At 63.8% G+C, this 21231-nt stretch carries 22 protein-coding genes; 12 read left to right on the forward strand and 10 right to left on the reverse strand.

Features of this window, described 5'->3' with window-relative positions:
* The first annotated feature begins 207 nt into the window (after positions 1 to 207).
* The 3 genes from NLY37_RS07315 to NLY37_RS07325 all read left to right on the forward strand — a co-directional run bounded on the left by NLY37_RS07315 (position 208) and on the right by NLY37_RS07325 (position 2160).
* Positions 208 to 546 (forward strand): Hpt domain-containing protein, encoded by a 339-nt coding sequence (locus NLY37_RS07315; RefSeq protein ID WP_023688665.1) that lies wholly within the window; start codon positions 208 to 210, stop codon positions 544 to 546.
* Between the two features lie 157 nt (positions 547 to 703).
* Positions 704 to 1024: a 2Fe-2S iron-sulfur cluster-binding protein gene (locus tag NLY37_RS07320; protein WP_023673507.1), complete on the forward strand. Its 321-nt coding sequence runs from the start codon at positions 704 to 706 to the stop codon at positions 1022 to 1024.
* A 104-nt stretch (positions 1025 to 1128) separates the two neighbouring features.
* Positions 1129 to 2160 carry an NAD(P)/FAD-dependent oxidoreductase gene (locus NLY37_RS07325; RefSeq protein ID WP_023673506.1) on the forward strand — a complete coding sequence of 344 codons (1032 nt, stop codon included), beginning with the start codon at positions 1129 to 1131 and terminating at the stop codon, positions 2158 to 2160.
* 20 nt (positions 2161 to 2180) lie between these two features.
* Here the strand turns inward: NLY37_RS07325 and NLY37_RS07330 are convergent, their stop codons facing one another.
* Positions 2181 to 3665 carry an MDR family MFS transporter gene (locus NLY37_RS07330; protein WP_023742510.1) on the reverse strand — a complete coding sequence of 495 codons (1485 nt, stop codon included), beginning with the start codon at positions 3663 to 3665 and terminating at the stop codon, positions 2181 to 2183.
* 234 nt (positions 3666 to 3899) lie between these two features.
* Positions 3900 to 4520, reverse strand: a complete 621-nt coding sequence (locus NLY37_RS07335; protein WP_031208961.1) for a DUF922 domain-containing Zn-dependent protease — start codon at positions 4518 to 4520, stop codon at positions 3900 to 3902.
* A 148-nt stretch (positions 4521 to 4668) separates the two neighbouring features.
* Here NLY37_RS07335 and folP point away from each other — a divergent pair, with 148 nt between their 5' ends.
* Genes folP through folK form a run of 3 tightly spaced genes read left to right on the forward strand, consistent with a single transcriptional unit; the run spans position 4669 to position 6393 of the window.
* Positions 4669 to 5514: a dihydropteroate synthase gene (folP, locus tag NLY37_RS07340; protein WP_023742509.1), complete on the forward strand. Its 846-nt coding sequence runs from the start codon at positions 4669 to 4671 to the stop codon at positions 5512 to 5514.
* Between the two features lie 17 nt (positions 5515 to 5531).
* On the forward strand, positions 5532 to 5891 hold the full coding sequence (gene folB, locus NLY37_RS07345) for a dihydroneopterin aldolase (protein ID WP_023673502.1): 360 nt from the start codon (positions 5532 to 5534) through the stop codon (positions 5889 to 5891).
* Positions 5875 to 6393, forward strand: coding sequence for a 2-amino-4-hydroxy-6-hydroxymethyldihydropteridine diphosphokinase (gene folK / locus NLY37_RS07350; protein WP_023685987.1), 519 nt, complete (start codon positions 5875 to 5877; stop codon positions 6391 to 6393). Before folB ends, folK begins: the two co-directional genes overlap by 17 nt.
* Here the strand turns inward: folK and NLY37_RS07355 are convergent.
* Both NLY37_RS07355 and NLY37_RS07360 read right to left on the reverse strand, forming a co-directional pair.
* Positions 6390 to 6938: a DUF924 family protein gene (locus tag NLY37_RS07355; protein WP_023673500.1), complete on the reverse strand. Its 549-nt coding sequence runs from the start codon at positions 6936 to 6938 to the stop codon at positions 6390 to 6392. The genes folK and NLY37_RS07355 overlap by 4 nt on opposite strands.
* Positions 6938 to 8785 (reverse strand): monovalent cation:proton antiporter-2 (CPA2) family protein, encoded by a 1848-nt coding sequence (locus tag NLY37_RS07360; protein WP_023742508.1) that lies wholly within the window; start codon positions 8783 to 8785, stop codon positions 6938 to 6940. Before NLY37_RS07360 ends, NLY37_RS07355 begins: the two co-directional genes overlap by 1 nt.
* 160 nt (positions 8786 to 8945) lie before the next feature.
* Between NLY37_RS07360 and NLY37_RS07365 the strand changes: the two genes are divergently transcribed.
* The 3 genes from NLY37_RS07365 to NLY37_RS07375 all read left to right on the forward strand — a co-directional run bounded on the left by NLY37_RS07365 (position 8946) and on the right by NLY37_RS07375 (position 11654).
* Entirely contained in the window at positions 8946 to 9935 is a 990-nt protein-coding gene (locus tag NLY37_RS07365) for an AraC family transcriptional regulator (RefSeq protein ID WP_023706171.1), read from the forward strand.
* Positions 9936 to 9995: 60 nt separating this feature from the next.
* Positions 9996 to 11204: an MFS transporter gene (locus tag NLY37_RS07370; RefSeq protein WP_023688655.1), complete on the forward strand. Its 1209-nt coding sequence runs from the start codon at positions 9996 to 9998 to the stop codon at positions 11202 to 11204.
* A 183-nt stretch (positions 11205 to 11387) separates the two neighbouring features.
* Positions 11388 to 11654 (forward strand): hypothetical protein, encoded by a 267-nt coding sequence (locus NLY37_RS07375; protein ID WP_023673496.1) that lies wholly within the window; start codon positions 11388 to 11390, stop codon positions 11652 to 11654.
* A 342-nt stretch (positions 11655 to 11996) separates the two neighbouring features.
* On the opposite strand, the gene NLY37_RS07380 is transcribed toward NLY37_RS07375, so the two are convergent.
* From NLY37_RS07380 to NLY37_RS07395, 4 genes are all read right to left on the reverse strand, one after another.
* Positions 11997 to 12545 (reverse strand): hypothetical protein, encoded by a 549-nt coding sequence (locus NLY37_RS07380; RefSeq protein ID WP_023742507.1) that lies wholly within the window; start codon positions 12543 to 12545, stop codon positions 11997 to 11999.
* Positions 12546 to 12627: 82 nt separating this feature from the next.
* Positions 12628 to 13692, reverse strand: coding sequence for a YcjF family protein (locus NLY37_RS07385; RefSeq protein ID WP_023742506.1), 1065 nt, complete (start codon positions 13690 to 13692; stop codon positions 12628 to 12630).
* Complete coding sequence (locus NLY37_RS07390; RefSeq protein ID WP_023742505.1) at positions 13689 to 15167, reverse strand: YcjX family GTP-binding protein; 1479 nt, start codon at positions 15165 to 15167, stop codon at positions 13689 to 13691. The genes NLY37_RS07385 and NLY37_RS07390 overlap by 4 nt, the downstream gene beginning before the upstream one ends.
* Before the next feature lie 87 nt (positions 15168 to 15254).
* Positions 15255 to 15758, reverse strand: coding sequence for a SixA phosphatase family protein (locus NLY37_RS07395; protein ID WP_023742504.1), 504 nt, complete (start codon positions 15756 to 15758; stop codon positions 15255 to 15257).
* 255 nt (positions 15759 to 16013) lie between these two features.
* Here NLY37_RS07395 and dksA point away from each other — a divergent pair, with 255 nt between their 5' ends.
* Positions 16014 to 16430, forward strand: a complete 417-nt coding sequence (gene dksA, locus NLY37_RS07400) for an RNA polymerase-binding protein DksA (RefSeq protein ID WP_023673491.1) — start codon at positions 16014 to 16016, stop codon at positions 16428 to 16430.
* A gap of 176 nt (positions 16431 to 16606) precedes the next feature.
* On the opposite strand, the gene NLY37_RS07405 is transcribed toward dksA, so the two are convergent.
* A complete protein-coding gene (locus tag NLY37_RS07405; RefSeq protein WP_023742503.1) occupies positions 16607 to 17323 on the reverse strand; it encodes a flagellar biosynthetic protein FliO in 717 nt (238 codons plus the stop codon).
* 205 nt (positions 17324 to 17528) lie between these two features.
* Here NLY37_RS07405 and cckA point away from each other — a divergent pair, with 205 nt between their 5' ends.
* Both cckA and NLY37_RS07415 read left to right on the forward strand, forming a co-directional pair.
* Positions 17529 to 20099: a cell cycle histidine kinase CckA gene (gene cckA / locus NLY37_RS07410; RefSeq protein ID WP_023742502.1), complete on the forward strand. Its 2571-nt coding sequence runs from the start codon at positions 17529 to 17531 to the stop codon at positions 20097 to 20099.
* Positions 20100 to 20183: 84 nt separating this feature from the next.
* Positions 20184 to 20894: a purine-nucleoside phosphorylase gene (locus NLY37_RS07415; protein ID WP_023742501.1), complete on the forward strand. Its 711-nt coding sequence runs from the start codon at positions 20184 to 20186 to the stop codon at positions 20892 to 20894.
* Between the two features lie 5 nt (positions 20895 to 20899).
* On the opposite strand, the gene NLY37_RS07420 is transcribed toward NLY37_RS07415, so the two are convergent.
* Positions 20900 to 21202: a ribbon-helix-helix domain-containing protein gene (locus tag NLY37_RS07420; protein WP_023670924.1), complete on the reverse strand. Its 303-nt coding sequence runs from the start codon at positions 21200 to 21202 to the stop codon at positions 20900 to 20902.
* Positions 21203 to 21231 lie beyond the last annotated feature (29 nt).

Raw genomic sequence — 21231 nt, forward strand, 5'->3', positions numbered from 1 at the left:
ACACACAGGGGTAAAGAAAACATGCATTCCGCGAGATACGTAAAACTTTAAATATAAGGTTAACGACAACGTGATCTAACCGCCTCAACGGCAACAATTTTCCAGCCCATTCATTAACGCGTTGGCGACGGTAATCGCCTAGTTTTTTCGGCGATCGGCACAAGGAGTTTCAAATTGGTACGCGGTGAAAGCGGCATTGCCTTCTCAATGCCGGGCGGCGATGCGTCGGGACCGGCCCGTTCGCGCCCAGTGGATCTGGCCCATCTGGCCCGTCAGACTATGGGCGATCGCGCCCTCGAACAGGAGGTATTGGCGCTGTTCGTACAGCAGGCGCTTTCCGTCCGCGACAGAATAGTCGATGCCGATGTCAGGGAGCGACTGCTTCTGGCGCATGGGCTGAAAGGTTCGGCGCGCGGGGTCGGCGCCTTTGCCATCGCCGACTGCGCCACCTCGATCGAACAGCAGCCGGAAGATGCGCGCATCCTCAAGCGCCTCGGCACCCTGATCGAGGAAGTGCGCGATTTCATCGCCGCCATCAGCCGGTAATGGCTGCCGCTCGGCAGCGGCCACCGGGATGAATCGACGGGGCCAGGGCGTGCTTTGGCCAGCTTTCCGAAAAAACGTCACAAAGCGGCGCTTTCGCGCCGCAGTTGACTTGTCCGGTGGAGTGATTATCTCGGCTGGGACTCCCTTCAGGTGATAAATGACCAAGCTGACCTTCATTGCCCATGACGGCACTCCTTTCGATGTCGAGGCCGAAAACGGCTCGACCGTCATGGAGAATGCGATCCGTAGCGCGGTGCCGGGCATCGAGGCAGAATGCGGCGGCGCCTGCGCTTGCGCGACCTGCCATGTCTATGTCGACGAAGCCTGGACGGCCGAGGTCGGCGAGCCGGAGGCGATGGAAGAGGACATGCTGGACTTTGCCTATGACGTCCAGCCGAACTCGCGCCTGTCCTGCCAGATCAAGGTGCGCGACGCGCTTGACGGCCTCGTCGTGCGCGTGCCGGCTCGCCAGGGTTGATCTCCCGTACCATCTGATTTTTCCCGCCGCCGCTTGGCAGCGGGCCAATGCTCATGCAGTCTCGCGCCAGTTTCGCCCCAGTCTGACAATGAGGCTCGCCTGGCATGACCGATGTAATCAAGACGGACGCACTCATCGTCGGGGCGGGGCCGGTCGGCCTGTTCGCGGTGTTCGAACTCGGCCTCTTCGACATGAAGTGCCATCTGATCGATATCCTCGACCGGCCCGGCGGCCAATGCGCCGAACTCTATCCGGAAAAGCCGATCTACGACATTCCAGGCTGGCCCTCGATCTCGGCGCAAGGGCTGGTCGACAGACTGCTGGAGCAGATTCACCCGTTCAAGCCGGATTTTACCTTCAACCGCATGGTCTCCAGCCTGGAAAAGCTGGACGACGGCTCATTTCGGGTCACCACCGACGAGAACGAGGTGTTCGAAGCCAAGGTGGTGGTGATCGCCGCCGGTGGCGGCTCGTTCCAGCCCAAACGGCCGCCCATTCCCGGCATCGAGGCCTATGAGGGCAGGAGCGTCTTCTATTCGGTGCGCCGTATGGAGGAATTCCGCGGCCACGACCTCGTCATCGTCGGCGGCGGCGATTCCGCACTCGACTGGACGCTGAACCTGCAGCCGGTGGCAAAAAGCGTGACACTGGTCCACCGGCGCGCGGAATTCAGGGCGGCGCCCGACAGCGTCAACAAGATGTATGCCATGCAGGAGATGAAGCAGCTGGAGTTCCGGGTCGGCCAGGTGAGCGGCCTGACCGGCGCCGACGGCGAGCTGGCCTCTGCTACCATCAAGGGCGGGCCTGACGGCGACATCGAGGTGCCGTGCACGCGCATGCTGCCGTTCTTCGGCCTGACCATGAAGCTCGGCCCGATCGCCGAATGGGGGCTCAACCTTCATGAGAACCTCATTCCGGTCGATACCGAGAAATTCCAGACTTCGGTGCCAGGCATCTTTGCCGTCGGCGACATCAACTGGTACCCAGGCAAGCTGAAGCTGATCCTGTCGGGTTTTCACGAGGTGGCGCTGATGGCGCAGGCCGCCAAGCGCATCATCAGCCCCGGTGAGCGCATCGTCTTCCAGTACACGACGTCGTCGACCAGCCTGCAGAAGAAGCTCGGCGTCGTGGAGTAGGTCCTACAGGGCTTTCCGGATCACTCCACCAGAACGACTGGCGCCTCGGCGTCGTCGCGGCCGCGCAGTGACTTCTCCGGCATCAGCGCCAGCGTCATCAGCGCCAGCACGAGCGTGACGGCCGCGGCAAGGAAGATCATCATGAAGGGCGTCGCCGAGACGATCTGTCCGGCAGCCGGCGCGCCTTCGCCGGCAAGCGGCAGGCCATAGCCGAGCGCGACGGCGCCGAGCATGGCGACGCCGAGCGCGCTGCCCAGCGAACGCAGGAAGGTCAGCACGCCGGTGGCAACGCCGAGATGCGCGCGGTCGACGGCGTTCTGCACCGATACGGTGGCGACCGGGAAAGTGGTGCCGCTTCCAAGGCCGATGCAGATGGTCAAGAGCTCGACCACCAGCAGCGAGGCGCGGCCGGCGACCAGGCTGAGCACGCCAAGGCAGATAATGGCGAAGAGAACGCCGACCATGGCTATACGCTTGTAGTGGAAGAAGCGCGGTATCGTGCGGCCGCTGAAGGTCGCGCCGGCGACCGTTCCGAGCAGCAGGCCGAGCATGGCAAGGCCCGACTGGCTGACCGACAGGCCGATGATCGACTGCAGATAGACCGGCAGATACACCGACAGGCCGATATTGGCGGCCTGCAGCAGGAACATCGACGCCGTGCCGGCAAGCACGATCGGATTGCTCAGCACTTCAAGCGAGATCAGCGGCTCGGCCGCACGCATCAGCCGCAAAGCGAACGCAGCCCAGAAGACCGCCGAACAGGCGAGCAGGCCGACGATCTCGCGCGAAGCCCATGGATAGGCGCTGCCGCCCCAGTTGAGGGCCAAAAGCAGCAATGCCGTCGCCACCACCAGAAGCAGCGCGCCCGGCGCGTCGATGCGATGCCGCTTTGCGGCGACCGGCAGTTTGCGCAGCGGCTTGTTGATGATGGCCATGGCCAAGATGCCAAGCGGGATGTTGATCCAGAAGATCAGCGACCAATGGAGATGTTCGGCAAATCCGCCGCCGAGCAAAGGCCCGGCGATGCTGGCGACAGCCCAGGTGCCCGAAATCCAGGCGGCATAGCGCGCGCGTTCGCGCGGCGGCACCAGGTCGCCGATGACGATCTGCGCCAGGGCGAACAGGCCGCCGCCGCCCGCACCCTGGATCGCCCGGCCGATGACCAGCACGAACATGTTGGGGGCCATGGCGCTGACCAGCGATCCCAGAAGGAAGATCAGGATCGCCGCATAGACGGTCGGCCGGCGGCCATAGACGTCGGAAATCTTGCCGTAGAGCGGCGCCATGGCCGTCGCCGTCAGGAGATAGCCGGTCACGATCCACGGCAGGTAGTCGGCATGGCCGAGCGAACGCCCGATGGTCGGCATGGCCGGCGCGACGATTGTCTGGTCGAGCGCCGCCAACAGCATCGACAAAAGGATGCCGGCGATGATGACGTTCTTCTCGCTTTCCGTCAGCGGTGCGGCGGGAGGCAGCCTAGCCGGCTTGTCGACAGCCTGGTCCATATCATTTCATCCATAAAGTTTGAGAGCGATTGCGCGGCGCCAAATGGCCGCTCCGCTACGCGCCGCCTCAATTGGTCTTTGATCTGGTGTTTCGAAGCTCGCGCCTTGCCAGCCTGACATATCTTGCGAGCCTGACATATGTCGTCCCGTATAGGCCGATTTCGACCTATGCCCGAAAATTTTCTGGGGCTGGCCTCATGTTTCGGCAGAATTGGCTTGGTATCAGTCCGTGTTTCAGCCGGGCGGAAGCTGGCCCTTCTCGACGCGCTGCATGCGGTAGCGCAGCAGCCGCAGGATGCGGCTTTCGAAATTCACGCCTTCGACGCGGTCGAAGCGCAATTGGTCCTGGTCATGCCTGGCGAGTTCGGCCGCGGTGATCTGCGCCGCCTTCGCCTTGGCCCCGGCGCAGGTCTTTTGCGCAAAGCTCGCGTTCAGCGCGTCTTCGAGCAGACGGCCGTGGTTCTTGGCGATCTCGACATGACGCTCCTCATGGCGCTTGATGTCGGCCGACAGCGTGTCCCAGAACAGCCTGACATCGGGATCGGCCTTGCGCGGCCTGCGCCACTCCGGAAGGATGACCTTGACCTTGACGGTAACGGCGGCCTTGGCGATGCGGCAGGTGTCTGCGGTTTGCGCGTAGCTGATGCGGGTGGTGAACGCCATCTGGGTGGCGCCCGGATGCCGCATCCCGGTGCTTTTCACCTCGGGTCCATGCTTCGACAATTGCGTCTCGATGTCATCGAGCGTGCTGCCGCCGATGGCAAAATAGCTGTAAGTCTTCACCAGATTGGCAGCATTCGCCGGCAGGACGGTCAAAGCCAGCATCAGGGCGCAGAGCAGGGGTCGTTTCATCATGTTGCCTCTTCACTCACCTTGCTTTACGGCCGTTGCCGGCGCAACGGAATTGATCTTCCACCGATCACGCATCGTTGATGGATTGCAAGCGCTCGATGAGCCACATGCCAATGAGCCACATGCCAATGAGACACATGGTTGAAGGACAATGACGACAAGGCGATGGCAACTGGCGCATAAGTGCCATCTCGACCTTGGCGAGAAAGCCATTGTGGTCGGCATTCTCAACGTCACGCCCGACAGTTTTTCGGATGGCGGACTGTTCATCACGCCTGACCAGGCGGTGGCGCAGGCGCACCGCATGGTGGAAGAAGGCGCCGCCGTCGTCGATATCGGCGGGGAATCGACGCGCCCCGGCGCCTCGCCCGTGACGCCTGAAGAAGAGCAGGCCCGCATCCTGCCGGTCATCGCCGCGCTCGCCAGTTCAGGCGAAGCCCTGATTTCGGTCGACACCTATCGCGAGGAAACCGCGCGCCTCGCCGTCGCCGCCGGCGCGCATATCGTCAACGATGTCTGGGGCTTGCAGCGTGAACCCGGCATCGCCCGCGTCGCCGCCGAGACCGGCGCCGGACTGGTCATCATGCATACCGGGCGCGGGCGGCAAAAACTGCCCGACGTCATCGCCGACCAGTTTTTGTTCCTCAAGGCTTCGCTGGAAGTCGCCAGGCGCAGCGGCGTTGCGGACGATCATATCGTACTCGATGCCGGCTTCGGCTTCGCCAAGGAGACGGCTGAGGAAAACCTCGACCTGATGGCGCGGTTTTCCGAGCTTAAGGAGCTCGGTTTTCCCTTGATGGCCGGCACCTCCAGAAAACGCTTCATCGGCACCGTCACCGGCCGCGAAGCCGGCGCGCGCGCCGCCGGGACGGCAGCCACCAGTGTCATTCTGAGGCTGAAGGGCGCCGATCTGTTTCGCGTCCACGATGTCGCAATCAACGTGGACGCACTGGCGGTCGCCGATGCTATGCTGGCGCGCGAAAAGCCAGGACGCTGAGCCCAGGACACTAAGAAATGTACGTCATCCGCATGAAGAACTGCGCCTTCTTTGCCCGGCACGGCGTGCTGGATGAGGAAGAGGCGCTTGGCCAGCGTTTTTATGTCGATGCCGAGTTGACGGTCGAGCCCAGCCGCCCGCTGGAGGATGATTCCATCGAGGACACCGTCAATTACGGCATCGCCTTCACGGTGATTGAAAAGATCGTCACTGGACATCGCCGCTTCCTGATCGAGGCGCTGGCGCTCGAAGTGGCGAAGGCGCTGACTTCACGGTTCCCGCAGATCAGGAAGGCCGAGATCACCGTGCGCAAGCCCAACGCACCGGTGCCCGGCGTGCTCGATTATGTCGAGGTGACCGTTGTCTGGCCAGAGTAACAATAACACGGTCTATCTCAGCCTTGGCGGCAATCTCGGCGATCCCTCGGCCTCGATGGCGGCGGCGCTGCGCCTGCTCGACGCCGACGAGAGCACGCGCGTCGTCGCCGTCTCCTCACTTTACCGCACGCCGCCCTGGGGCAAGCTCGACCAGCCGGATTTCCTCAACGCCGCTGCCGAAATCTCGACCTCGCTGGCGCCAAGGGCGCTGCTCGACCTCTGCCTCGAGGCCGAGCGCAAGCTGAAGCGGGTGCGCGAGGAGCGCTGGGGTCCGCGCCTGATCGACATCGACATATTGGTGTTCGGCGACCGCACAATCCACGAAACCGGGCTGGAGGTGCCGCATCCCCGAATGGTGGAGCGCGCCTTCGTGCTGGCGCCCTTGGCAGAGATCGCGCCGGATCTGGCGGTGGGCGGCAGGAGCGTGACCGAGCGGCTCAGCGCCGTCGATACGTCAGGCATAGAGCGGCTGGCTTCCGGCCGCGATTGGTGGCTGGGTTAACCGGAGAAGCCGCCGCCATCGAGAAATGCCTGTTCGTCCGCCGTCGTCTCGCGGCCAAGCATCTTGTTCCTGTGCGGAAAGCGGCCGAAGCGCTGGATGATGTCGCGGTGCTCGATGGCGTATTTCACATACTCCGGCGCCCTGGCGGTGGTGAGCTCGACCGATCTGTCCTGGTCGGCGGGCAGTTCCGAATGTTCGTAGGGCAGGTACAGGAAGACGCGCAGGTTTTCTTCCAGCGAAAGGTCATGGCCGGCCGCAATCGCCTTGGCGGCAAAGTGCCGTGCCAGCGGATCGGTGGCGTACATATGGCCTGAGCCGCGAAAGCAGTTGCGCGGAAACTGGTCGAGCAGGATCATCAGCGCCAGCGAACCCTCGGCATGCTCCGACCATGCGTCGCACTCGCGCCGCGCGGCGGCAAAGTGCAGGTCGAGAAACCTGCTGCGGAAATCCGCGTCGAAGACGTCGTTCTTCTCGAACCACGCGTCTTCGCCGGCCTCGCGCCAGAATTTGGTGACGGCGAGCGCGCGCTCATCCGATGCGGTCATCAGCTTTCCCCCTGATCGGCGGGCTCGGGCTTGTGCAGCACGCCGGCCGTCTCTTCGTTCAGCGCCTGGCCGGGCCGGCGCGGTTGCGTCAGCGGCGTCGGGATCGGCGTGCCGGTATTGCCCCTGAGGAAACGTTGCCCGGCGCGGACGCCTTCGGCCAGCTGCGTCTCCAGTCGGGCATTGTCGCGCCGTCGCACATCCTCGATGACATCGGCGACATCTTCCGGCTCGACGCCCAAAACCTCGAGCGCGGAACCGCCGAAGACGAGGGCCGATTCGAAGGTCTCGCGCAGCTGGAAGTCGACCCCGGCGCGGATGAGCGACAGGGCGGTGCCGCGATCGAAGGCACGCGCCAGGACAGTCAGCAACGGGAACTCCGCCTTGATCAGTTCCGCCATGCGCACCGTGGCGTCCGGCTTGTCGACGCAGATCAGCACGGCGCGCGCGCGGCCTGCACCTGCGGCGCGCAGAATGTCGAGCCGCGTGCCGTCGCCATAGTAGACCTTGAAGCCGAAATCGGCGGCCGCCTGTATCATTTCGACATCATTGTCGATGATCGACACATCGATGCCGCGCAACAAAAGTGGCTGGCTCGCGATCTGGCCGAAACGGCCGAAGCCGATGACCAGCACGCTGCCGGTAAGGCCGTCGGCGATGTCGACGCCTTCAAGCGACTGCTCGTCGCGCGGCGTCAAATATTTGAGCGCAATGATGGCCAGCGGCGTCAGCACCATGGAGATGATGATGATAGCGGTCAGCGTTGCGTTGGCCCGGCTGTCGATGATGCCAACCGCCGCTGCGGCCGAATAGAGGACGAAGGCGAATTCGCCGCCTTGCGCCATGATCACGGCGCGTTCCAGCGCTTCACGATGACCGCTCTTCAGCATGCGGGCGACGAGGTAGATGCCGAGCGCATTCATCGCCATGTAGGCGACGACATAGACGGCGATCAGCCGCCAGTTGTCGGCCACCACATGCAGGTCGAGCGACATGCCGACGGCGAGGAAGAACAGGCCAAGCAGGATGCCGCGGAATGGCTCGACGTCGGCCTCCAGCTGGTGGCGGAAGGTCGATTCCGACAACAGCACGCCGGCCAGGAAGGCGCCCATCGCCATCGAGAGACCGGAAAGCTGCATAACCAGCGCCGACCCCAGCACGACCAGAAGTGCTGCCGCCGTCATGACTTCGCGCGCCTTGGCGTCGGCCAGGATGCGGAAGAACGGATTGAGCAGATAGCGGCCGGCCACCACCAGCCCGACGATGGCGCCAAGACCGATGCCGATTTCGGTCAGCCTCTGCTGCAGGGTCATCTCGCTGCCGCCCGGCGCCAGGAAGGCGACCAGCGCCAGAAGCGGCACGATTGCCAGATCCTCGAGCAGCAGGATGGACACGATGCGCTGGCCCTTGGGGCTGGCCATCTCGCCACGCTCTTCGAGAAGCTGCATGACGATCGCCGTCGAGGTCAGGACGAAGCCGGCGCCGGCAACGAAGGATTGCGCGATCGGAAAGCCGCCGGCGAGACCAACACCGGTAAGCAGCAATGCGCAGACGCCGACCTGCAGCGCGCCGAGGCCGAAAATCTCGCGGCGCAGGCCCCATAGCCGCGACGGCTGCATCTCCAGCCCGATGATGAACAGGAACATGACCACGCCGAGTTCGGCGACATGCAGGATGGCTTCCGATTCGGAAAAAATGCCAATACCGAACGGGCCGATGACCACGCCCGCGGCGAGATAGCCGAGGATCGAGCCCAGCCCCATGCGTTTGAAGATCGGAACGGCGACGACGCCTGCGGCAAGCAGCGCCACCACCTGAATGAGATCGCTGCCCGATGCTTCCGCTGCCATGCCTCTTGTCCCTGTGTCCGACAGCACTCCTTGCATGCACCGGGAGCGGGAGGCAAGGGCGGGAAGCCTGCCAGAATGGGTAGGGTGCCGTGGCAGCGATTCCCCGGTGGAACAACAGTCTGCGCTTGCCTGTCGGACGGCCGGTATCTATATCTGGCAAATGCCTGATTATTCGTCCCGGCCGTCGCCGCTGCCACATATCCCGATGGATGCGCTCAGCGAAGTTCTGCAAGACTTTCGCTTGAGTGGTGTCAACTATGGCCGCTGCGAACTCCGGCACCCATGGAGCATAGACTTTCCGCAACAACAACTGCTTCGTTTTCACTTTGTCGGCCAGGGTCCATGCTGGATTCACACCGAAGCGCAAGGCTGGCAGGAGTTGCGCGATGGCGATCTGGTGCTGCTGCCGCAAGGCATCGCCCATCGGCTGGCGAGTGCGCCGGACGTGGTGGGCGATTCGCTCGAGGGCTGCCAGGTGATCAAGTTGGGCGGCAACGTTTGCGAAGTGATACGGCAGGGAACGGGCGCGACAAGCACCCTTTTCTGCGGCTCCATGTCTCTCGGCTCCTATGCGCTCAATCCGTTGATCACGTTGATGCCGCCTCTCATCAAGGGTTGCGACGTGGCCGGCAATGACCCGATGGTCGGCCCTTTGCTGGCGGCCATGACGGTGGAGGCCGCGCAACCGCAGATGGGCAGCGCCACCATCCTGTCGCGTATGGCGGATTTGCTGACAGCCAGGCTCATACGCTGCTGGGTCAATTGCAACGGCGCCTCGACCATCGGTTGGCTTGCAGCCATCCGCGACCCCCATATAGGGCGCGCTCTGGCGGCCATGCATCGCGATCCCGGCCACAACTGGACGCTGGGAAGCCTGGCCGGCGTGGCAGGCCAATCGCGTTCGATTTTCGCCGAGCGCTTCAGCGCGGTATTGGGTGAGGGCGCTGCACATTATCTCGCCCGCCTGCGCATGCAGCTTGCCCGCGAATTGCTGGGCCAAAACGGCTTGTCTGTTGCCGAAGTCGCTACCCGTTTGGGCTATGATTCCGAGGCGTCCTTCGCCCGCGCGTTCAAGCGCATCACCAATGTCTCGCCAGGCGTTGTGCGCCGCACAATTCCCGGACGAATGGATATGAATTTCGGATTTTAAGGTACATAACATCCGGGCGGACTCGCCTATCTAAGATCTCCAAACTGTGGAGATCTTCCCGTGACTGACACAACATTACAGCTTGAAGACGCCGCCATTGGCCTTGATGCCGATGCACCAGCCGCGTGGAGCGCGGCCACCTGGTTCGCGGTCCTTTCATTGGCGGCCACCAGCTTTGCCCTGGTGTCTGCTGAATTCTTGCCGGCAGGTCTGTTGACGCCGATGGCGCGCGATCTCGGCATCAGCGAGGGAACGGCCGGACAGGTCGTCACCGCCACCGCTTCCGTTGGCGCCGTGACGGCCATGTTGAGCAATGTTCTCATCGGTCGATTGAACCGCAAGGCGGTGCTGGTTGGCCTCATGGCCCTGGCGGTCGGTTCCAATATTCTTGCGGCGCTGGCGCCCAATTTCTGGCTGCTGTTGCTGGGCCGGGCCGGGTTGGGGATCGCTCTTAGCGCTTTCTGGGCACTTTCCGTTGCCGTCGTGGCGCGGCTGGTTGGCGCCAATGCGACAGGTCGCGGCATGGCGATCGTCACCCTCGGCGTCTCGCTCGCCACCATTGCCGCGCCGTCGATGGGTGCGTTGATCAGTGACTGGCTGGGATGGCGCAGCGCCATGGCCATGACGGCGGGGCTGGCCGCGCTTGCCATGCTGCTGCAGCTTCTCAGCCTGCCGACCTTGCCTGCGGCGGCAAGCAACAGCCTTGCAGACGTCTTTCGGCTGACACGGCGGCGTGGCATCCAACTCGGCATGCTTGCCATTGTTCTGCTGATGACCGGGCATTTTGCCGGCTCGGTCTATGTGCGCCCGTTCCTCGAACAGGTGACGCTCCTCACAACCGGGCCGATTGCCCTGGCGCTGCTCGGGTTCGGCATCGCCGCTGTGATCGGCAATATTGCCGGTGGCCGCCTGGCCGACACCAACATCCACATGGCCCTCGCAGTTACCGCCGCGTTGATGGCGTTTGCGGCACTCGCTTTGGTGCTTTGGGGCGCGCAAACCGGCGTTGCCTTCGGCTTTGTTACGCTGTGGGGCTTCGCCTTCGGCATGGCGCCGGTGGTGCTGCCGACCAATATGTCCCGCGCGGCGCCTGATGCGCTGGAAGCAGCAGGCAGCCTGATGGTCACTTCCTTCCAGGTTGCCATCACCGTCGGCGCGGTTGTCGGCGGTTATGTCGTGGACACCTATGGCGCTACGGGGCCTTTGACCCTAACCGCCGTCCTTGCCGCGGCGACGGCCGCACTGGCGCTGCTGCAGCCTCGTGGCTGAAACCTTGCTTCGTCTGACACGGGCGGCCTCAATCAGGCCGTCCGCGCCGTTGCAGCAGCGCTGCACAAGTTCATGCGCCGCACACGTTGCGTTTTGCCGCAATCGGCGGCTATGGGACGCCAGGCTTCGGCCGTTGGAAGGCAGCGACGATCAAGTTCTGCCTTCGTGAGGAGAATGACTGACATGAAGAAGTTTTTGCTCGTCGGCGTGGGTGTCGCCATGCTTGCCGCATCGGCCTGTTCGAAGGCGCCTGAATGCACGCAGGAAATCGCGGCCAAGAAGGCGCAGGAAATGACCGCCGCGCTGCAGGAAGCGATCACCAAGGATCCGACGAAGGCCGCCGACCTGACCGCCAAGGTGCAGGCGGTGACGACAAAATATCAGGGCGCCACCACGCCGGCCGACGCCTGCAAGGCCTATGACGAGCTGACGGCCGCCATCAAGGGCTGATTCTTCGTTCGGAAATTGAGGAAGGCGGTGGCTCGAGTAGCCGCCGCCTTTTTGCTGGTGTTCTTAAAGCGCATCGCGCTGACACGGAGGACCGCCGGCACGCACAGGACCCTGACACGTTGGCCTTGCTGTGGCTTGGGCCGTCGGAGACGCTGACATCGTCGGTTGCGCGCCACATGTCCGATCGCGGCAGAAAGGTGCCGCACCGAGCGGCCCGTGCTTGAGGAGCGCCAACCCGGCCGCAAGGTGGCCTGTCATTTCCCGACATCGAGCTGAGCGGAATCGCTCAGCTATCGCGCAGTGCAACCCCGTTCCGCGCTTTTTGGGGGAACCGCTTGAGAGTCAGTTTTTGGCGATGGAGCCAACTTCGACGGCATCGACGCGCTTGAGGCTCATACCGATGACCGGCACCAGCTGCTGGTCGACGCGCACGGCGATGGTCACCGTCATCGAATTGTCGTCGGGAATGCGGGCCTGCATCACGCCGCGCAGCTGGTTGCGGTTGATGGTGAAGACGACTTTGCGGGCATCGACCACGTTGCCGCCGATGATGTCCAGGCCCGACCCCGCGGCGCCGCCCATGAAACTGCCCTTGTAGTCGCGGCCCTTGCGCTCGACGGTCGCCGACATTTTCTGGGTGAAGACACCGACGCGGCAGTCGCCATCGAGCGTCATGCCGGTCTTGTTGTCCGGCGTCGAGCCGTCGAAGCTGCAGGTGAACTTCGTGCCCTTGTATTTGCCGGCGATGATTTCGCCCGGGCCGACCCATTTGCCTTCAACGGTGCGGAAGAACTGCTTGTCGGGCTCCGCTGCAAAGGCTTTCCCGGTCGGGCCCAGAGGTGCTGCAAGCGCGACCAGGGGCAGGACGCAGGACAAGATTACGCTTTTCATAGACGACACCCGGCAACAAGGAGGCTGTTGTTGGACGACCATGAACAAGATTGGTTAATGCTTGGTGACCGCGAGAGGGCGTTCACTTGGTCGAGGCGGGTGCTTCATTCTCTTTTCTGGCCGCAAACGAGGTCAGCGCCGACAGGAAATCGCCCATACCCGGCCGCCTGCCGGCAATGAAGGGCAGGGGCCGCGCCGTCTCCATGGCAGCAATGCCGATACGCGCCGTCATCATGCCGTTGACCACGCCTTCGCCGAGTTTCGCCGAAAGCCGTGCGGCAAGGCCATGGCCGACGATCTGCTGGACGAAGCTGTCGCCGACGGCGATCGAGCCGGTCACCGCCAGATGGGCAAGAACGCTGCGCGCCAGCCGGAAAAAGCCCAGCGTGCCCGGCCTGCCGCCGTAGAGTTCGGACAAGCGGCGGATCAGGCGCCCGGCCTCGAACACGACATAGGCAACGTCTACGAGTGCGCGGGGGCTGACGGCGGTGACCAGCGACACGCGTTTGGCTGCTTCGAGGATCATCACCTTGGCTCTCGCATCGAGCGGCCCGAGAATCTCGGCTTCGGCCAGTCGCACCAGATTGCCGCCATCAATGATCTCGCCGCGCAATTCGGCCAGGGAGCGCCTGCCGGCCGCGGTTTCGGGTTTCGCAGCGACAAAGGCCGAAAGCTCTTCGACGACGGCCCTTGCAGCCTTCGGATCGTCGCGCGCCACGGCATCGAGCGCCCGCTTTTGCAGTTTTTCGACCTCGGCCAGCCGGGCGATAGCCAGGAATTCGCGCACCAGCACGACTGCGAGGGCCAACACGGCAATTGCGGCCATTCCCGCTGCCAGCCACCCCAGCCACTCTGCGCGCTCGAACAGGTCGCGGATGAGTTGGTCGGTCCACAGGCCGACGGCGAGCGAAACCAGCACGCCGACCGCGCCGAAAAACAGGCTGGCAAACAGCGAGCGCCTGCGCGGCGCGGTCGCCGGCGGCGGTTCGGCGGCGACAATGTCCGGCTCATCGAAGACATCGATCTCGGCCGGCACGACGACGGTGCGCGGCTTGCGCGGCGGCTCGGCATGAGGGCGGCGCGTTTCCTGCTTCGGTTCGGCCTCCGGCTCGATGCGGAAAGCTGCCGGTCTGCGGGGCGCGGTCATGCCAGATGGTCTCCGATCAGGAACTGCAAGGCGCGGTCTAGCCTGATATGCGGCAGCGACAGCGTGACGCCTTCAGCGGTGCGTTCGAGCTTTGGCGGGCGAAAGCGCACGAAACGGATCGCCGGATCGTCGCTGCTCTGCCGGTGGTCGGCTTCCGAAACGTCGAAAACCGCGTCAATTTTCTCCGGCAAGTCCCCGGGAAATATGGCGGTTTCGGCTTTACCATCAAAGGTTTCGCCGTTGATCTTCTCGCCCTTCAGCGGCGTGCCGATGATCACCGGCAGGGTTTCGCGGCCTTGCTTGACCGTGCCTTCGCGCGTCGCGCGCACCGCCGCCATGGCGACCACATCGACATCGGCGCCGGTGAAATTTGCCCGCGCCACGGCGCGGTCGGCAAGCCGCCGCACGATTGCCTGCAGCCGGTCATGGCTTTCGTGATGCAAATGGTCGGCCTTGGTCGCGGCAACCAGGATGCGGTCGATGCGGCGTGAAAACAGGTCGGTGAGGAAATTGCCTCGGCCAGGACGGAAACAGGAGAGGATTTCGGTCACCGCGCGTTCCAGGTCGGCCATCGCGCCGGGGCCGGCGTTCAACGCCTGCATGGCGTCGATCACCACGATCTGGCGGTCGAGGCGGGTGATGTGTTCGCGGAAGAACGGTTTCACCACATGCGTCTTGTAGGCCTCGTAGCGGCGCTCCATCATCGCTTGCAGCGAGCCGGAGCGCGGCCGTTTCTCACCCTTGAGCAGCAAGGGCGCGAAGGTCAGCGCCGGCGATCCCTCGAGGTCGCCAGGCATCAGGAAACGGCCGGGCGGCAAGGTCGAAAGCGCCCGCTCGTCGAGCTTGCAGGCCTTGAGGTAGGCGGCAAAACTCTCGGCGAGGCGCCGCGCCGTCATCTCGTCGGCGTCGGCATTGGGTTCGATCCTCGCCGACAGCGCCCGCCAGTCCTGCGACAGGTCGGCCCGCACCGGCAGCATCGCCATCTCGAACGCCTCGCGCGAAAAATCTGCGAAGGATTTGCCGAGCAGCGGCAGGTCGAGCAGCCATTCGCCGGGGTAGTCGACGATGTCGACCGACAATCGGCCGCTGGAAAACATCCGGTTCCAACCGGAGGCAGACTCATATTCGATGGTGAGCCTGAGTTCCGAAATGGCGCGCGTCGAGTCCGGCCAGACACGGTCGTTGACCAGGGCGGAGATATGGTCCTCGTACTGAAAACGCGGCACGGCATCGTCCGGCTGTTCCTCGAGGAAGGCGCGAGCGATCCGTCCCGACTTCTGCGCCTCGAACAGCGGCAGGCGCCCGCCATGGATGAGATTGTGGACGAGAGCCGAGATGAACACCGTCTTGCCGGCCCGGGACAGGCCGGTAACGCCCAGCCGAAGCGACGGCGAAAAAAGCCCGCTCGCACGCCCCGACAGCGTATCCAGGGCAATTCTCGCTTCGTCGGTGAAAGTGGTCAGCGATGATGCCAAAATCTGTTCTCTCAGGCGTGCTCTCTTGCGCCGATATAGGCTTTGCGGTTCAAGTTTGAAATGGCGCCCGGCCTCGGCCGGCTCGGCTCAGAGATCGACGGGCGTCAGGAAGGCTTCGAGGTAGCCCGCGCCTTGCGCAGCCTCGGTGAGGGTGCCGTCGAAGCGCACGACCGCAAGGCCGGAGGTCGGGAAACCATGGTTCATGATGGCCCGAGCAGCCTCGTCGCCGTCGCCCGAGACCGCCATGGCAAGGTCTTCCGTCATCGGATTGTGGCCGATGACCAGCAGCGAGCCGGGGCCGCCATTGCTGCGGATGATGGCGAGGTAGCCGGCGGCATCCTCGCTGTAGAGCGTGTCTAAGAACAGCACCCGGCCGGTATCGGTGTGGCCGGCGATGCCTTCCAGCGTCTGGCGCGCCCGCTTGGCGTTGGAGCAGAGCGTGATATCGGGGATGTAGTTGCGGGCACGCATCGCCGTCCCCATCATTTCGGCATCGGCAATGCCGGATGCGTCGAGCGGGCGATCGAAGTCGCGCACGCCGGGCAGGGCCCAGCCAGCCTTCGCATGCCTCAACAGATACAGTCTGCTCACCGGACCCCCAATGGTGTGCTGCCCACCAATGACACAACTGGATTAGCCACGAGAAAGGCCTGAGGCACAATGGGCGCCGCCGCCCAAGCGCAACGAATCATGTGCGAATTCGCCCGCGCCCCTGCTATGGAAGGCTTTGCTACGGATCGCCCGCGCGGGCATTAACAATTGCGTGAAACGCGCGCGGATTACGCTTGTGCAGCCTTCTCTGCGCGAATATATAGGCGCCAAATTTGGGGTTGTTGGGTGAGTCGAATGAACGATATCGTTACAGCCAATTATGTACCCTCCGAAGACGAGCCGTTCATGAACGAACGGCAGAAATCCTACTTTCGCCTGAAGCTCGTCACCTGGAAGACCGACATACTGCGCGAAGCGCGCGAAACACTCGAAATCCTGCAGCAGGAAAACGCCAACCACCCCGATCTCGCCGATCGCGCTTCCTCGGAAACCGACCGCGCCATCGAGCTTCGCGCCCGCGACCGCCAGCGCAAGCTCATTTCAAAGATCGATTCGGCGCTGCAGCGCATCGATGAAGGCACTTACGGCTATTGCGAGGAAACCGGCGAGCCGATCGCGCTGAAGCGTCTCGACGCGCGTCCGATCGCGACCTTGTCGATCGAAGCGCAGGAGCGCCACGAACGCCGCGAGAAGGTCTATCGCGACGATTGAGCCGCTGCCGTCAGGCAGGACTGTTTCATCGAAATGGCCGGGTTTCCCGGCCATTTGTGTTTTTAGCGAAGGGTTTAATCGCACGAAGTTAAAGCGCGTCGAGCTGAACGGATTTGTGCGACGCGCTTTAAGCGGCGTTCCGATCGGGAATCGGCAAGATGACGGTTCGCCGGGCTTTATCGTTTCTGGCTGGCGAGTTCGCCGAGCAGCTTGGTCATCTCGTCGTCGAGAGACTGCGGTGCCTTCGCAGCCGGCTTGCTTGCCGGTTTGGGGTGCGAATCGTCGAGCGAGACCTCGAGCTCCCGCATCAGGGTATCGTCGATGGACTCATGCTTCGGTGGCGGGGCCTGCCGGGCAGTATTGGCGGCGGAGCCATAGGCCGGCAGCGGTGTCACATTGCTCGCCTGGTAGATTTGAGCCGGTTTCGGCGCCGGCGCGGCCTGGCGCGGCGGAACGGCGGCCGGAGCAGCCCTTACCGGTTGCGGCGGCGGCGCCTGCCTTGCGGGCGCGGCGGGAGCGGGTTGTGCTGCGCGCGGACGCGGCGCCTGTTGCTGCTGGCCAACACCGCCATCGCCGGTCAATGCCGGACGGCGTGGCGCTGCAAGTCTGATATCGCGCTCGACGACAACGTCGGTTGGGCCGCCGATCAAAAGCAGGTGTTCGATGTCGTCGCGACGGATGAGCACCAGCCGGCGGTGGCTGTCGACCGCCGTGGCGTCCATGACCGCCAGCCGTGTCTTGCGGTTCCTGCCGCCGGCAACGAAGGTGCCGAAGGTCAGGTTGCGGACCAGCCTGATGATGATGAGCACGATGACCAGCAGGACAAGGGCAGCAAACGTCCACAGCAGCGCTGCGGCATATCCGGGACCCGCCACATTATCCAGCCACTGCATCGGTGCCCCCAATCGGCTTTTGAAGTGGAGGGACACTAGACCGTTGCGGCCAGCCACCGCAAGTTGCCTTCACGCTTCGTGAACAGCTTGAAAACACCGACGCGTCATTTTTATCCGACATTTGCCGCCAAGGCCTTTTCCGGATTAGGAGAATGTGATTCAACCGGCCGGGGGCGGTGTCGGACAACTCACGAGCAGGGGGCATATGGCCAGGGAAACGCGCGGCGATTTCTATCCGGTACCGATCGTCGATCAGAACACGCGGCCAGGCGCGGTTACCCGGCTCATCGTGTTCATCATCGTCCTGACCGGGGCCGCGATCGTTTTCGGCATTTTCCGCGAGCGTCTTGGCGATCCGTTCCTGCTCGGCATGCTGGGCGTGCTTGCCATGATCGGCGTCGGCTTCCTGTTCGCCACGGCCATCGGCTTCGTGCAGATCGCGCCGCGTTCGACCGGGGATGAACTGTCGAAGGCCTTCGTCGATTCGATGTCGCAGGGCCTGATCGTCACCGACACCAAGGGCCGCGTCGTCTACGCCAACCGGGCCTACGCCGAGATGACCGGTGCTGCGTCGGCCGCCGATCTGAAGACGGTCGAAGGCCTGCTTTCCGATGTCCCCGAAGCTTCGGTGACCATATACCGGCTGGCCTCGGGCTTGCGCGATGGCCAGGCCGGCGACGGTGAGTTCCGGCTAGCACAGTCGATCCGGCCGGGCGCCGAACCCGGCGCGCGCTGGTACCGGGCGCGGGCCCGGACCTTCAGCGTTCCCGGTCAGCGCCTGCCGATGCTTGCCTGGCAGCTTGCCGATATCTCGCAGGAACGGGCCGAGCAGGAGCGTTTCTTCCTCGACTTGCAGAAGGCCATCGACCATCTCGACCATGCGCCGGCCGGTTTCTTCTCGGCCGACCAGGAAGGCCGTGTCACCTACATCAACGCCACGCTCGCCGAATGGCTGGGCATCGATCTGGCGAGCTTCACCCCTGGCGCCGTGACACTCCCGGAAATCGTCGCCGGCGACGGCATGGCGCTGGTGCGCTCGGTCAAGGCCGATCCCGGCACCACCCGCAACGCCGTCATCGATCTCGATCTTACGACGACGACCGGCGAGGCGCTGCCGGTGCGCTTCATGCATCGGGTATCGGCCAGCCGCGAGGGGACCAACGGTCCGACCCGCACCATTGTGCTCAACCGCACACAGGGCGAGGACGCATCGGCGGACCTTCGTGCTTCGGAAGTGCGCTTCACCCGTTTCTTCAATTCGACGCCGATGGCCATTGCCGCCGTCGACAATGGCGGCCGCATCCTGCGCACCAACGCGCCGTTCCTGTCGCTGTTTTCCTCCGTCGTCGACGGCGACGCGGTTGACCGCCGCGTGCGGCTGGACACCGTGATCCATGAGCGCGACCGGCCGGCCTTTGCCGCCGCCTTCGAGAAGGCGCGGCTGAGGCAGGCCGACATCGAGCCGATCGACACGCTGCTGCCCGGCAATGAGGAGCGTCACATCCGCTTCTACGTCAACGCCGTCGCCGACGGCACCGGCGAGGGCGCCGAGGAATCGGCTATCGTCTATGCCGTCGAGACCACCGAGCAGAAGGCGCTCGAGGGCCAGATGGCGCAGAGCCAGAAGATGCAGGCAGTCGGACAACTCGCCGGCGGCATCGCCCACGACTTCAACAATGTGCTGACTGCCATCATCATGGCGTCGGATCTTTTGCTGACCAATCACCGGCCGTCGGACCCGTCCTTCCCCGACATCATGAACATCAAGCAGAATGCCAACCGGGCGGCCTCGCTGGTGCGGCAGTTGCTCGCCTTCTCGCGCAAGCAGACATTGCGGCCGGAAGTGCTGAACCTGACCGACGTGCTTGCCGATCTCCGGATGCTGCTTGCCCGCCTGGTTGGCAACGAGATCAAGCTGAAGGTCGACCACGGCCGCGATTTGTGGCCGGTCAAGGTCGATATCGGCCAGTTCGAGCAGGTGGTGGTCAACCTGGCCGTCAACGCGCGCGACGCCATGCCGGCTGGCGGCGACCTCACCGTGCGCACCCGCAACGTCACCGCCGAACAATGCAAGAGCTTCTCCTACCGCGAGCTCACGCCTGCCGACTATGTCGTGGTCGAGGTCGAGGATAGCGGCTCGGGCATTGCCCCGGACGTGCTGAAGAAGATTTTTGAGCCGTTCTTCACCACCAAGGAAGTCGGCAAAGGCACCGGCCTTGGCCTGTCGATGGTCTATGGCATCATCAAGCAGACCGGCGGCTTCATCTTCTGCGATTCCGAAATCGGCAAGGGCTCGACCTTCCGCATCTTCCTGCCGCGTCACATCGTCGAGGCGAAAAAGCCCGGCGACGTCAGCGAGGCGCCGGTTGCGCCCGTGAAAGCCGCCGACAGCGCCAAGGACCTGTCGGGCTCGGCCACGGTGCTGCTGGTCGAGGACGAGGACGCCGTGCGTATGGGCGGCTCCCGGGCGCTTACATCGCGCGGCTACACCGTCCACGAGGCGTCCTCGGGCGTCGAGGCGTTGGAAGTCTTCGAAGCGCTCGGCGGCAAAGTCGATATCGTCGTGTCCGACGTGGTGATGCCGGAAATGGACGGACCGACGCTGCTCGGCGAACTGCGCAAGCGCCAGCCCGACATCAAGTTCGTCTTCGTGTCCGGCTATGCCGAAGACGCTTTCGCCAGAAACCTGCCGCCGGACGCGCAATTCGGCTTCCTGCCGAAGCCGTTCTCCCTCAAGCAACTGGCCACTGTGGTCAAGGATGTATTGGAGTCCTAGGGCGCCCTAATTCAAAGCTTGCGCAATGACGTGACACTGCCATTATTGCAGGCGAAACGGGCGGCGGGTTTTGGGGAGCATGTCGTGACGCCGCACAACGAGGCTGCCAGGGGCGACTATGCCGCAACGGTGCTGTTGCCGGGCGATCCGCAACGCGCCGAGTGGATGGCAAAGACATTTCTTGAGGCGCCGCGCTGCGTCAACCGCCGCCGGGGCGTACTCGGCTTCACCGGTCTCTATCGCGGCCGTCCCATCAGCATCCAGGCCACCGGCATCGGTGTCCCGTCCTTCCTGGTCTATGCGCATGAACTCCTGGATGTTCACGGCGTAAAAACGCTGATCCGCACAGGCACCTGCGGCGGCCTGACACCCCGCGTGCCGCTGCGCTCCTTGGTGATCTCGCAGTCGGTGCGCGCCGAAAGCGACCAAAGCGGCCAGGTCTTCGGCCTCTACGATGCTGCCGCCGGGCCCGATCCCGGCCTGTTCGCCCACGCTTTGGCCTGCGCCGCCCAGCTCGGCATCGACCACCAGGCCGGGCTGACCATCTGCAGCGATGTCTTCTACCACCCTGAAGGGCGCGACCGCTTTGCCGAAGCGCAGGCGCTTGGGGCTCTCGCTGTCGATATGGAAACCAGCGCACTCTACCGAATCGCGGCGCATTTCGGCGCCCGCGCGCTGTCGCTGCTGACCGTCGTCGACAACATCGTGACCGGCGAACAGACTGCCTATTCCGAACGTCAGGCGCTGTTCACCGATATGGCGCGGCTCGGGCTCGACGTTGCGGCGGAACGCTAGCTTCCTCAGGCCGCTTCGCGCTTCGGCGTCAGCTCATCCATGTCTGGCCGGTGACCGCGCAGATAGAGCGCGCAGGTGGTACGCAGCATCGACGCGAAGTTGGGAATGGCGCCGTTGATCTCGATCGCCTCGTCATAGAGTTTTGAGATGAACTTCGGCGTCGTCAGGCCCTGGCTGTCGGCAATTTCGTCAAGCAGCGCCCAGAACGTTCCTTCAAGCTGGATACTCGTAGAGTGACCGTCGATGCGGATCGACCGGTTGATCTGTCGATAGCCTTCCGGATCCTGCCCGGCAAAAACCCTGCACATCCTTACCTCCCGATATTGTTGGTTTTGGG

Origin of the sequence: Mesorhizobium sp. C395A, assembly GCF_030323205.1 — a bacterium.
Classification (GTDB): domain Bacteria; phylum Pseudomonadota; class Alphaproteobacteria; order Rhizobiales; family Rhizobiaceae; genus Mesorhizobium.